The organism is Bradyrhizobium sp. USDA 4369 (assembly GCF_054056435.1).
Window position 1 is genome coordinate 2,727,942 of sequence record NZ_JBSRYH010000001.1, and the last position, 13,011, is coordinate 2,740,952.

A 13,011-nucleotide genomic window follows, 5' to 3' on the forward strand; every position below is an offset into this window, starting at 1 on the left:
GCCTCCCCCGCATCCGCCTTCGCTCTTCGAGCTACGGCGGACAAGCGCGGGGGAGGGAGAGCACTGCCGCTGCGGCATGAGCTGATGTCCCTCGATTCCTCCTTCCTGCTGCTGCTGACTTTGCGCATGGCGATCGCGGCGTCGTTCGTGGTGTCCGCCTCGATGATTGCCGAGCGCACTGGGCCGGTGATCGGCGCGCTGGTCGCGACCCTGCCGATCTCGGCGGGGCCGACCTACGTGTTTCTGGCGCTGGACCACGATGCCGCGTTCATCGCGGAAGGAGCGCTGACCAGCCTGCCGATCAACGCCGCGACGATCTTCCTCAGCCTTGCCTATGCCGTGCTGGCGCAGCGCCACAGCGTGCTGGTGGCGAGTGCGACCGCCGTCGCGGTGTGGCTCGGCCTCGCATCGCTGATCAAGAGCGTGCAGTGGACGCTCTTGATGGGCCTCGTCGCGAACATCTTAACCTTTGCGATCTGCCTGCCGCTATTGCAGCGCTATCGCCATGCGAAGATGCCGCTGATCACAAGGCGCTGGTACGACGTACCCCTGCGGGCGTCGCTGGTCGCCACCCTCGTCGCCACGGTCACCTCGGTCTCTGGCTGGGCCGGCCCGAGCGTGTCCGGCATCCTGGCGCTGTTTCCGATCGTCTTCACCTCGATGATGCTGATCCTGCAGCCGCGCATCGGCGGCCCGGCCACCGCCGCGGTCATGGCCAACGGCGCCTGGGGCCTGATCGGCTTCTCGCTGGCCGTCGTCGTGCTGCATCTCGGCAGCCTGCATCTCGGCGCCGCCGCCGGCCTCAGCGGCGCGCTGGCCACCTGCGTCGGCTGGAATCTCGGCCTGTGGTGGCTGGGGCGAAGGAAGGCCGCCGCAATTCACTAGCTCTCTCCGTCGTCATTGCGAGCGCAGCGACGCAATCCAGGACTCGGATGGGACTCCGGATTGCTTCGGCGCACGGGCGCCTCGCAATGACGGCGCTGTTGATCGATGCGCCTCATCTGGCCGCATGCGTCAGCGTGAGATGGAGTCCGGGCTCGCGCCATCGCGCCGCGCTGGCCCGCCCCGGAATGACGATCAAACTATGACTTCGGCAGCTTCGCCTTCAGCGCATACAGCGCGTCCATCGCTTCGCGCGGCGTCATCTCGTCGGGATGCAGCGCCTTGACCGCGGCGATCAACTCCTCCGCCTCCTTCGACATCGCGGGCTCGGCCGCCGCGCGCGACGGCACGGCGAACAGCGGCAGGTCGTCGACCAGCGCACGCGCGTTCTGGCCGCGGTCCTGGGCTTCCAGCTTGGCCAGCACCGATTTGGCGCGGCTGATCACGGCCGGCGGCAGGCCGGCGAGCTTGGCCACCTGGATGCCGTAGGAGCGGTCGGCGGAGCCGGGCAGCACCTCGTGCAGGAACACGACGTCGCCCTGCCATTCCTTGACCCGCACCGTGGCGTTGAACAGCCGCGGCAGCTTGGCGGCGAGCGCGGTCAGCTCGTGATAATGCGTGGCGAACAAGGTGCGGCAGCGGTTGCTCTCGTGCAGGTGCTCGATCGCGGCCCAGGCGATCGAGAGGCCGTCGAACGTCGCTGTGCCGCGCCCGATCTCATCGAGGATCACCAGCGCGCGCTCGCCCGCCTGGTTGAGGATCGCAGCGGTCTCGACCATCTCGACCATGAAGGTCGAGCGTCCGCGCGCCAGATCGTCGGCGGCGCCGACGCGCGAGAACAGCCGGTCGACTATGCCGATGCGGGCCCGCGTCGCCGGAACGAACGAGCCGATTTGCGCGAGCAAGGCGATCAAGGCGTTCTGGCGCAGGAAGGTCGATTTACCGGCCATGTTCGGACCGGTCAGCAGCCACAGCTGGCCGCTTTTGTGCCCCGGCGTCGGCGACAGATCGCAGGAATTGGCGATGAATGGCTGGCCCTCGCGCTTCAAGGCCTGCTCCACCACCGGATGGCGGCCGCCCTCGATGGCGAAGCCGAGCGAGCCGTCGACCTCCGGCCTGATGTAGTTGTCATCGACCGCGAGCCTGGCAAGAGCGGTCGCGACATCGAGCATCGCAAAGCCATGGGCCGCGGCGCGCAGATCGTCGCCGATCGCCAGCGCCTGTCCGCACAGCCGGTCGAAGATCTCGAGCTCCAGATTGAGGGCGCGCTCGCCGGCATTGGCGATCTTGGCCTCGATCTCGCCGAGCTCCGACGTCGTGAAGCGCACCTGGCCGGCAAGCGTCTGGCGATGGATGAAGGTCGTGTTGAGCGGCGCCGACATCAGCTTGTCGCCATGCTGCGCCGTGACCTCGACGAAATAGCCGAGCACGTTGTTGTGACGGATCTTGAGCGCCTTGACGCCGGTCTGGTCGGCATAGCGCGCCTGCATCGAGGCGACGACGAGGCGCGAGGCGTCGCGCAGATTGCGCGTCTCGTCGAGCGTCGCATCATAGCCTGCGCGGACGAAGCCGCCGTCACGCTTGATCAGCGGCAGCTGGTCGTCGAGCGCGCGGCTCAATTCCTCGGCGAGCGTGCGTGCCGGCCGCGCCAGCGCCGCCATCGCGGCTGCGATCTCCTGAGGCGGCTGATCCAGCGCCGACAGCCGCGCGAGCGCCTGGTCGGCGGCGAGGATGCCGTCGCGCAAGCTCGCGAGATCGCGCGGGCCGCCGCGGCCGACCGACAGTCGCGCCATCGCGCGCGTCATGTCCGGCGCGCCGCGCAGGATGGAGCGGATGTCCTCGCGCGCGGCGCTGTCGGCGACGAACACGTTGACGGCATCGAGCCGGCGGCCGATCTGCGCCGGCTCCGTCAAGGGTGCCGCGAGCCGCTGCGCCAGCAGGCGCGAGCCAGCCGAGGTCACCGTGCAGTCGATGGCGTCGAGCAGCGAGCCGCGCCGCTCGCCGGCGAGCGTGCGCGTCAGCTCGAGATTGGCGCGGGTGGCCGGATCGATCGCCATGGTGCTGCCGGTCGCCTCGCGCGCCGGCGGCGCCAGCGGCGGGCGCTGGCCGACCTGGGTGCGCTCGACATAGGTGACGCAGGCGGCCGCCGCGGTCGCTTCCAGCCGCGACAGCACCGCGAGGCCATCCATGGTGGCCACCGCGAAATAGTCGCACAGCCGGCGCTCGGCGGTGGCGCCGTCGAACACGTCGCGGGTCACCGGCGTCACCGCGGCGAGCTCGCGCAGCACCGGCTCGAAGGCTTCATCCGAGTACAATGCGTCGGAGACGATCACTTCGTTCGGATTGATGCGGGCGAGCGTCGCCGTCAGCTCGGCAAAGGCGCATTCGGTGACGATAAAGTCCGAGGTCGAAATGTCGATCCAGGCGAGCCCGAGCCGGTCGGCGCCGGAGGAGCCGCGGCTGCGCGCGATCGCCAGCAGATAATTATTGGCGCGGGCATCGAGCAGATTGTCTTCGGTGAGTGTGCCCGGCGTCACCACGCGCACCACGCCGCGCTTGACCACGCTCTTGTTGCCGCGCGCGCGCGCCGCCGCCGGATCTTCCATCTGCTCGCAGACGGCGACGCGGATGCCCTGCGCGATCAGCCGGTGCAGATAGTCCTCGGAGCGCTCCACCGGCACGCCGCACATCGGGATGTCCTGGCCCTGATGCTTGCCGCGCTTGGTCAGCACGATGCCGAGCGCCTTCGACGCGACCTCCGCGTCCTCGAAGAACAGCTCGTAGAAGTCGCCCATCCGGTAGAACAGCAGCAGGCCCGGATGGGCCGCCTTGATGTCGAGATACTGCTCCATCATCGGCGTGAGCTTGGCCGGCGCCTCGGCGGGCGCTGCCGCAGGCTCTGATTCGTGCGGAACCGGGGCGGAGATGGGCTGCTGGATCGTCATGGCGCGGAAACTAGCCAATTTGCCCGGACGGTCCTACCGCTTTGCGGAGGCTGTCCCGGTTTTCCACGATGGGTGTTGTTCACCGTGCGGCCGCAAGACTGGTGAGAGGGAGCAGATCGGCGCGACAGCGGCGGTGTAACCTCTCCCCGCTCTTTGCGGGGGGAGGTCGGATTGCGCAGCAATCCGGGTGAGGGGCATGGCACATACGTGGCCCAGACGCAGGTCTCTCGGACGGGCACGGCGGCTCCGGGGTTCAGTGGACATGATGACTATCGACAGAGCCGGGCAAGGCGAGAAGCGGCACTTCCCGTGTGGCTGCCCCTCACCCCAGCCCTCTCCCCGTGAAGAACGGGGAGAGGGAGCGGACCCGTCTGTGCGGCGAGGGCGTCGACTCCACCGCCGCAACGCATGCCACCCCGCGCTCCCGTCATTTGACCTGCCCCCGGCGCACTCCTAAAACCGCCGTCAATTCTGACCAGAAAACACCGAGATCCCGGGAGAGAGCGATGCGAGACGTGTTCATTTGTGATGCGGTGCGGACCCCAATCGGCCGCTTCGGCGGCTCGCTGGCGAAGGTGCGCACCGACGATCTCGCGGCGACGCCGCTGAAGGCGCTCAAGGCCAAGCATCCCAATCTCGACTGGGCCGCGGTGGACGAGGTGTTCTTCGGCTGCGCCAACCAGGCTGGCGAGGACAACCGCAACGTCGCGCGCATGGCGCTGCTGCTTGCGGGCCTGCCGGACTCCATTCCCGGCCAGACGCTGAACCGTCTCTGTGCTTCCGGCCTCGATGCGGTCGGCGCCGCGGGCCGCGCGATCCGCGCCGGCGAGGTCGATCTCGCGATCGCCGGCGGCGTCGAATCGATGACCCGAGCGCCGTTCGTGCAGGGCAAGGCTGTGGAGGCATTCTCGCGCTCGGCCGAGATCTTCGATACCACGATCGGCTGGCGCTTCATCAATCCGCTGATGAAGCAGCAGTACGGCGTCGATTCGATGCCGGAGACCGGCGAGAACGTCGCCGAGGAATTCCAGGTGTCGCGCGCCGACCAGGACGCGTTCGCGATCCGCTCCCAGCAGCGCGCCGGCCAGGCGATCGCGTCAGGCTATTTCGCCGCCGAGATTACCCCGGTGTCCGTGCCCGGCGGCAAGGCTGGTCCCATCACCGTCGACAAGGACGAGCATCCGCGTCCTGAGACCACCCTGGAAGGTCTCGCCAAGCTGAAGCCGATCGTGCGCAATCCCGGCACGGTGACCGCCGGCAACGCCTCGGGCGTCAATGACGGCGCCGCCGCCATGATCCTGGCCTCGGAAGCGGCGGTGAAGAAGCACGGCTTGACGCCGCGCGCACGCGTGCTCGGCCTTGCCTCTGCCGGCGTGCCGCCGCGCATCATGGGCATCGGTCCGGTGCCGGCCGTGCGCAAGCTGATGGAGCGGCTCGGCCTGAAGATCACCGATTTCGACCTGATCGAGCTGAACGAGGCCTTTGCATCCCAGGGCATCGCCTGCCTGCGCCAGCTCGGCGTCGCCGAGGACGCCGATTTCGTCAACCCGCATGGCGGCGCCATCGCGTTGGGGCATCCGCTCGGCATGAGCGGCGCGCGCATCGCGATGACCGCCGTGCACGGCCTCGAAGTCCGCGGCGGAAAACGCGCGCTGGCGACGATGTGCGTCGGCGTCGGCCAGGGCGTCGCGCTCGCGGTCGAGACGATCAACTGACAAGCCGCCGTCATTGCGAGGAGCGAAGCGACGAAGCAATCCAGAGCCACGCCTGCGGTCCTGGATTGCTTCGCTTCTGTTTAGCCCGGGGACATGGCTGACGGGTGTTCGGGGACATGGTTGACACGTCAAAATCGGCTCGATTCGTCAAACAAGGGGGCGAGCGATGCCGTGGCGAGAGGTGTCTGTCATGGATCAGCGACGAGAGTTTGTGATGCTTGCCAAGCAGGAGGGAGTAAACTGGCGGCAGCTGTGTCGGCAGTTCGGCATCAGCCCCCAGACCGGCTACAAGTGGATCCAGCGGGATGATGCTGGCGATACGACGCTGGCGGACCGATCGCGGCGGCCGCATCGGAGTCCGGAGCGCACGGCGGCTGCGACTGAGCAGCAGATTGTCGCGCTGCGCGATGCTCACCCGGCCTGGGGCGCGCGCAAGCTCGCACGTCGTCTCGAGCGCGATGGGCAAGCTGTCCCGGCGATATCCACCGTGCACTCCATCCTGCGCCGTTACGATCGCGTGAGCGAGCCTGCAGGCACGCCCGGGCAGCCCTACACGCGCTTCGAGAAGGATGCGCCCAATCAGCTTTGGCAGATGGACTTCAAGGGGCACAGCGCGCTGGAGAACGGCGTGTCCTGTCATCCGCTGACGGCGTTGGACGACCACTCGCGCTTCTCCTTGTGCCTGGCCGCCTGTGACAACGAACGAGGCTCTACGGTACAAGGCCATTTGGAGACGACGTTCCGCCGCTACGGACTGCCGGATGCGATGTTCGTCGACAATGGCGGCCCCTGGGGCTTCACCCTTGAAGACCCCTGGACCACGCTGACGGTGTGGCTTCTGAAGCTCGGCGTCCGAACGATCCACAGCCGGCCCTACCATCCTCAGAGCCGGGGCAAGAACGAACGCTTCCACCGCACCTTGAAGGCCGAGGTCTTTGCCCTCAAGCGCTATCGCGACCTGATCGACGTCCAGCGGGCGTTCGACGACTGGCGGGCCGTCTACAATCTCGACCGGCCGCACGAGGCGTTGGACTTCGATGTGCCCGCAAGCCGCTATCGACCCAGCCAGCGCACGATGCCGGATCGCCTTCCGACGGTGGAATACGACGATGGCGAGATCGTCCGTTCGGTATCCACCACCAAGGCCTATGTCAGTTTCAAGGGACGGCTCTGGAAAGTCCCGCAAGCCTTTCGCGGTGAGCGGCTCGCTATTCGTCCGCTCAGTTCCGACGGAAAATTCGGAATTTTCTTTGCCGCGCATCAGATCGCAGCGATCGATTTGCGCTGCCCGAAAAGTGTCAACTATGTCTCCGAACAGGTGTAAGCTATGTCCCCGGTCTGAACACTTCGCTCGCAATGACGGAGAATGCCAAGGGATCGCGTCATGACAATCTCCCGCGAACAGGACGTCACGCCGGCGGCGCTGGCGGTGATGGAGCAGACCACCAATCCGCGGCTGCGCGAGATCATGGTGTCGCTCGTCAAGCACCTGCACGGCTTCGTGCGCGATGTCCGTCTCACCGAGGCCGAATTCCGCGAGGCCGCCGCCCTCATCGCCGAGCTCGGACAGCGCACCAACGACACCCACAATGAAGTGGTGCTGATGGCCGGCTCGCTCGGCGTCTCGCCGCTGGTCTGCCTGCTCAACAATGGCGATGGCGGCAACACCGAGACCGCGCAGTCGCTGCTCGGTCCGTTCTGGCGGCTGAATTCGCCGCGGACCGAGAATGGCGGGTCGATCGTGCGCTCGGCCACACCGGGCCCGGCGCTGTTCGTACAGGGGCGCGTGGTCGATCCGCAAGGCGCGTCGGTGGCCGGCGCCGAGGTCGACGTCTGGCACGCCTCACCCGTGGGCTACTACGAGAACCAGGACCCGGAGCAGGCCGACATGAACCTGCGCGGCAAGCTCACCACCGATGCCGATGGCCGATTCTGGTTCCGCTCGGTGATGATGGTCGGTTATCCCATTCCGACCGACGGCGTGGTCGGCCGCCTCCTGAAGGCGCAGGGCCGCCATCCCTATCGTCCGGCGCATCTGCATGCGCTGATCGTCAAGCCGGGCTTCAAGGTCCTGATCTCGCAGATCTACGACCCCAGCGACCCGCACATCGACAGCGACGTCCAGTTCGGTGTCACCAAGGCCTTGCTCGGCAATTTCATCCGTCACGACGAACCGCATCCGACGGACGCTGACGTCAGCGCTCCCTGGTACTCGCTCGATCACGTCTACCGCATGGAGATCGGCGACACCGTGCTGCCGCGTGCGCCGATCAGGTAGCCGCTAAGCGGTGGTCGTTGCAGGCTTTCTCGCCTGTAGGCGAAATACGGTATTTCATGAGTGGAAAAATCCCCGGGGGCTGGGGGCGGCGCTGGAGGAGCCACCGCCCCCGCCCGGCACATCACGAGTGGGGCGCTCATGAGGTGCTGTCCCTGCGCGCAACTCATACGCAGAGATCCGAGTGGGGTATGGAAACGATAGCTGGAATCGGGCCGGCTTGAAGTTACAATTGCATCACGAGCCGGTCACCTTTTCGCTATCCGACGGCGCGCCGCGTCCGAACGCCGCACGCGCGTCCGCAGCATAGGCATACCGGGAACTACTCCATCACAGCGTGCTCCGCCGGCGCGGACTGGGCACGGAGCGCGGTGCGGGTCGAGCCGATCATGACGGCGAGCGGGATCGACACCAGGATGAACGTCATCACCAGCTGGTAATCGTGGGAGAAGGCCAGGATCTGGGCCTGCATCATGACCATTGCATCGGCCATCGCGCGTCCGGCATCGGTCGACAGGTTGAGCAGCCCCGCCACGTTCGGCATCTGCAGAGCGTGGTTGAACGGGTTGATGTGCTCGACCAGGATCGCGTGGCTGCGGCGTGTTCCCTCCGTCAGCTGCGCGATCGCGATCGAGATCCCGATCGAGCTTGCGACGTTGCGCACCAAAGTCAGCATCGATGTTCCATCCGTGCGCAGATGGCCCGGCAAGGTGAGGAACGCCACGGTCGACAGCGGCACGAACACCAGGCCGAAGCCGAAACCCTGCATGATGCTGACGGTGATGATCTCGGGCACGCCGGTGTGGTCGGTCCAGCCCGTCATCTGGAACAGCGACAACGCCGTCAGCGACAGCCCGACCACGATCAAGGTGCGCGCCTCGATAAAGCGCAACAGCCGGCCGACCAGCATCATTGCGACCAATGTGCCGCAGCCACGGGTCGCCAGGAGGACGCCGGCGGTGATGATCGGATAGCCGATGACGTTCTGCAAGTAAGGCGAGGACAGCGCCATGGTCGAGAACAGCACCAGGCCCATCACGGTCATGAACACGCAGCCGCCGACGAAATTGCGGTCCTTGAACAGCGCGAACTGGATGAACGGCCGTTGCGTGGTCAGCGAATGGGCCAGGAAGTAATAGAAGCCGACGGCGGCAATGATGAACTCGATGATGATCTCGTTGCTCTCGAGCCAGCCCTGATCCTCGCCGCGATCGAGCGCGATCTGCAGCGAGCCGATGCCGATGGCGAGCGCGACGAAACCGAACCAGTCGAAGGTGAGCTCCGTATTCGGCTTGGTTTCCTCCATGAACACCATCAGGCCGAGCACGGTCACGGCGCCGAACGGCAGGTTGACGAAGAACACCCAATGCCAGGAATAGGTCTCGGTCAGCCAGGCGCCCAGCGAGGGCCCCATGATCGGGCCGAGCATCACGCCCATGCCCCAGATCGCCATCGCCTTGGCGCGCTCATGCAGCGCGTAGGAGTCGAGCATCACGGCCTGCGACAGCGGCACCAGCGAGGCGCCGAACACGCCCTGCAACAGCCGGAACAGCACCATCTGGGTGATGTCCTGGGCCAGCCCGCACATCACAGACGCAATGGTGAAGCCGGCCGAGCAGACGATGAAGGTGCGCTTGCGGCCGAAGCGGTTGGCGATCCAGCCCACCGGCGCGGTCATGATCGCGGCCGCGACGATGTAGGAGGTCAGCACCCAGTTGATCTGGTCGGTCGAGGCCGACAGCGTGCCTTGCATGTAGGGCAAAGCGACGTTGGCGATGGTGGTGTCGAGCGCCTGCATGATCGTCGCGGTCATGGCGCCGATCGTCACCATGTTGCGGCGGAACCCAGGAACCGCCGAGGATGAGGCCGCCGGCGCAGTCATGGCGCGCTACTCCTCCTTCTCCGCAGCGTGGGCGGCGCCGAAAAGACCGGCCAGCGTGCGCTGATGGCCGGTGTCGATCGACACGTTGACGCTCATGCCGGCCTTGAGCCTGGTGACGAACTTGTCGGTCTTGTCGAAATAGATCCGGACGGGCACGCGCTGCACCACCTTGACGAAATTGCCGCTGGCATTCTGCGGCGGCAGGATCGCGAATTGCGCGCCGGTGCCAGGCGACAGCGAGCCGATGGTGCCCTTGAAGCGATGGTTCGGAAAGGCGTCGACATCGAGCTCGACCGGCTGGCCGACCGCGACATAGGTGAAGTCGCTCTCCTTCGGGTTGGCGTCGACCCAGGGATTGCTGATGTCGATCACCGAGAACACCGGCGTGCCCGCGGTGACGAAGCGGCCGAGCTGGATCTGGTCCACCTGGGTGGCGATGCCCGGCATCGGCGCGCGCAAGGTGGTGTGGTCGAGGTCGCGCTGGGCGTCCTCGAGCTTGGCCTTGGCCTGGATGTAAGGCGGGAACTGTTCTAGCGGCAGATCGGGATTGCCGAGCAGCTGCGTCCTGGCGTTCGACAACTGCTGCTTGATGAACTGCGCCTGCGCGCTCGCCGTCACCAGTGCATTCGCGGCATTGTCGAGATCGAGCTGCGAGCCGAAATTGCTCTTGGCGAGGGTCTGCTTGCGCTCGACATCCTTCTGCTTCAGGTCGATGCCCTGCTGCGCCAGATCGAGCATCTGGCCGTAGATCTTGATGTTGGCGGTGAGGTTCTCATAGCTCGTGCGCGCCTGCTCGAGCGCCGCCTTGGCCTGGTCCACCGCGAGGCGGTAGGGCACCGGATCGATCTCGAACAGCTCGTCGCCCTTCTGCACCTGCTGGCCTTCTTTCACGACGACCTTGACGATCTTGCCGGAGATGTCGGGGGTGATGAGCACCTTCTGCGCGCCGACATAGGCGTCGTCCGTGGTCACGTAGCGGCCGCCATTGAGATAGAGCACGAGGCCGCCGGCCGCGGCGAGCAGCGGCAGCACGACCAGCAGCAGCGGGCGGCGATAGCGGCGCAGAAAGCCGGGGCGCGCCGGCGTCGCCTCCGCGGCCGAAGGCGATGCCGCATCGGGATTGGTCTTCTGTTCAGGGGCGAGTTTCAGGGCTGGCTCAGCCATAGCGCTGCTCCTTTCGCTGCGCGTCACACAGGGACTGCAGGGCGTTTCTCACGTTTTCTTTGATGGCTTCGAGATGGGTCATCAGCCGTTCGGCCTCGGCCGGGCTGATGCCCTGAAGGGCGGTGCCGGTCAGCTCGGCGCGCAGCACCGCCAGCTTGGCGAGCAGGGGGCGTGCAGCCTTCTTCAGATAGAGCCGGTTGACGCGGCGGTCGGTGTCGTCGTCGCGGCGCTCGATCAGCCCGGCCTCGGCCAGCTTGTCGATCAGCCGCGTCAGGGTGATCGGCTGCATCTCCATCTGCTCGGCGAGCTCGGACTGTTTCATGCCCTCGTTGCGTTCGACCTTGGCGAGCACGGCCCATTGTGCGCGGGTCATGCCGAAGCGCGCCGCCTCCTTGTCGGCATAGGCGCGCACCAGGCGCTGCAACTCGCCGAGCGTAAACAGGAAGTTCACGTCCACGGACGTGTGGCGCATGGCTGATCTCGGCTGCAAGCGGGAAACTAAGCTGACGCTCTTATGAGCCTCGACTACAATAAGCAAGCTTATGAATATGTGATGGTGACGGAGCGCGGCCGGGCCTTGTCGCAAATGCATGGCTCGGCCCGCCCCCTTTGGCGGGAGCCGAAGGGAATGCTAGATTGTCGGCAATGACCCTCGCAAAACCCACCTTCCCGGCGCCGGACCATGATCATGGCCGCTGTGCGGCCGATGCTCTGACCCACGCCGAGCGCGTCTGCGCCCAGCGTGGCCAGAAGTTCACGCCCTTGCGGCGCCAGGTGCTGGAGGCGTTGCTCTCCAGCCATCGGCCGCTCGGCGCCTATGAGATCATCGAGGAACTCGCGAAGGTGGCGCCGCGGCCCGCCCCGATCACGGTGTATCGCGCGCTCGAGTTCCTGATGGCCAACGGCCTGGTGCACCGCATCGAAAGCCGCAACGCCTTTCTCGCCTGCGCGCATGACCATGAGCAGACCGCGCTGGTGGCGTTCCTGATCTGCGAGAGCTGCGGGGCCGTCGGCGAGGTTCCCGCCGCACCGATTGCGGAGAGCCTGAAAAGCGCCGCTGCCGCGTCGGGCTTCACGCCCAAAATGTCGGTGGTGGAGATCACGGGTCTCTGCGCACATTGCCAGAAGGCGGCGTGAGCGCGATAAGCGTTCGGCCCAACGAAAATCAACGTCTGCCGGGAGCAAATGTCCGCAAACTCATCGCCATCGGCCGGGACCCGGCCGCTCGGTCCGGGCGCGATCGCCATCGTCCTCGTGCTCTGCCTGTCCTGGGCCTTCAACCAGATCGCGATCAAGCTGGCGCTGCCGGAGATTCCGCCGCTGCTGCAGGCCACGTTCCGTTCGGCCGGTGCGCTGCCGGTGCTGCTGATCTTTGCGCAGCTGCGCGGCGTGAAAATGTTCGAGCGCGACGGAACGCTGGGGCTTGGTCTGGTCGCGGGGGCGCTATTCGGGTTCGAGTTCGTGCTGATCTATCAGGGCCTGCTGCTGACCTCGGCGTCGCGGGCCGTGGTGTTCCTCTACACGGCGCCGTTCTTCGTCGCGCTCGGCTCGTTCCGCTTCCTCGGCGAGCGGCTCGGCCCGGCGCAATGGGGCGGGCTGGCGATGAGCTTCACCGGCGTGGCGCTGGCGATCGGCATTCCCCAGGCGAATGTCGACGGCAGGGTGCTGCTCGGCGATCTCCTGGTGGTCGGCGGCGGCCTGCTGTGGGGCGTGACCACCGTGTTCGTCAAAGGCACAAGGCTGCGCTTCATCGCGCCCGAGCGCGCACTGGGATACCAGGTCGGTGTCTCGGTCCCGATCATGGCGGCGGCGGCCCTGATCGCTGGTGAACGGCTGGCCCAGGTTCCCAGCCCCTTCGTGATCGGGCTGATGGCCTACCAGTCGATCTGGGTGGTCGGCACCACGTTCACGATCTGGTTCGCGCTGATCAAGGCCTATTCGGCGAGCAAATTGTCGGCATTTACCTTCATCACCCCTTTATTCGGGGTCGTGGCGAGCTATTTCATCCTGCATGACGCCCTGACGCTGGCCTTTGGCCTGGCTGCCGTGCTTGTGATCATTGGGCTTTTTCTCGTCAACCGCCCGAACCGTGCGGTCCTCGCCGCGACTGATCCATTGCTGAACGTCACCAAAACCTGATATCCGAGC

General features: G+C 66.3%; 10 protein-coding genes. 6 read left to right on the forward strand and 4 right to left on the reverse strand.

What is annotated here, in order from left to right; translation table 11 throughout:
- Positions 1–84 precede the first annotated feature (84 nt).
- Positions 85–885 (forward strand): hypothetical protein, encoded by an 801-nt coding sequence (locus tag ACVIJ6_RS12380; protein WP_456772947.1) that lies wholly within the window; start codon positions 85–87, stop codon positions 883–885.
- A gap of 197 nt (positions 886–1,082) precedes the next feature.
- Here the strand turns inward: ACVIJ6_RS12380 and mutS are convergent, their stop codons facing one another.
- Positions 1,083–3,827: a DNA mismatch repair protein MutS gene (gene mutS, locus ACVIJ6_RS12385; RefSeq protein ID WP_456772948.1), complete on the reverse strand. Its 2,745-nt coding sequence runs from the start codon at positions 3,825–3,827 to the stop codon at positions 1,083–1,085.
- A 506-nt stretch (positions 3,828–4,333) separates the two neighbouring features.
- On the opposite strand from mutS, the gene pcaF reads away from it, so the two are divergent.
- From pcaF to ACVIJ6_RS12400, 3 genes are all read left to right on the forward strand, one after another.
- The gene (gene pcaF, locus ACVIJ6_RS12390; RefSeq protein ID WP_456772949.1) at positions 4,334–5,542 is read left to right on the forward strand and encodes a 3-oxoadipyl-CoA thiolase; all 1,209 of its coding nucleotides are present in this window, start codon (positions 4,334–4,336) and stop codon (positions 5,540–5,542) included.
- A gap of 166 nt (positions 5,543–5,708) precedes the next feature.
- Positions 5,709–6,866, forward strand: coding sequence for an IS481 family transposase (locus tag ACVIJ6_RS12395; protein WP_456772950.1), 1,158 nt, complete (start codon positions 5,709–5,711; stop codon positions 6,864–6,866).
- A gap of 60 nt (positions 6,867–6,926) precedes the next feature.
- Complete coding sequence (locus ACVIJ6_RS12400) at positions 6,927–7,820, forward strand: dioxygenase family protein (RefSeq protein ID WP_456772951.1); 894 nt, start codon at positions 6,927–6,929, stop codon at positions 7,818–7,820.
- 319 nt (positions 7,821–8,139) lie between these two features.
- Here the strand turns inward: ACVIJ6_RS12400 and ACVIJ6_RS12405 are convergent, their stop codons facing one another.
- From ACVIJ6_RS12405 to ACVIJ6_RS12415, 3 genes are read right to left on the reverse strand one after another with little or no spacing between them, the layout of a single operon-like run.
- Positions 8,140–9,699 carry an MDR family MFS transporter gene (locus tag ACVIJ6_RS12405; protein WP_456772952.1) on the reverse strand — a complete coding sequence of 520 codons (1,560 nt, stop codon included), beginning with the start codon at positions 9,697–9,699 and terminating at the stop codon, positions 8,140–8,142.
- A 6-nt stretch (positions 9,700–9,705) separates the two neighbouring features.
- Positions 9,706–10,863 carry an HlyD family secretion protein gene (locus tag ACVIJ6_RS12410; RefSeq protein WP_456772953.1) on the reverse strand — a complete coding sequence of 386 codons (1,158 nt, stop codon included), beginning with the start codon at positions 10,861–10,863 and terminating at the stop codon, positions 9,706–9,708.
- Positions 10,856–11,335: a MarR family winged helix-turn-helix transcriptional regulator gene (locus ACVIJ6_RS12415; RefSeq protein WP_456772954.1), complete on the reverse strand. Its 480-nt coding sequence runs from the start codon at positions 11,333–11,335 to the stop codon at positions 10,856–10,858. The genes ACVIJ6_RS12410 and ACVIJ6_RS12415 overlap by 8 nt, the downstream gene beginning before the upstream one ends.
- Positions 11,336–11,508: 173 nt before the next feature.
- Between ACVIJ6_RS12415 and ACVIJ6_RS12420 the strand changes: the two genes are divergently transcribed.
- Positions 11,509–12,000 (forward strand): Fur family transcriptional regulator, encoded by a 492-nt coding sequence (locus ACVIJ6_RS12420; protein ID WP_456772955.1) that lies wholly within the window; start codon positions 11,509–11,511, stop codon positions 11,998–12,000.
- 48 nt (positions 12,001–12,048) lie between these two features.
- Positions 12,049–13,002: a DMT family transporter gene (locus ACVIJ6_RS12425; protein WP_456772956.1), complete on the forward strand. Its 954-nt coding sequence runs from the start codon at positions 12,049–12,051 to the stop codon at positions 13,000–13,002.
- Positions 13,003–13,011: the final 9 nt, after the last annotated feature.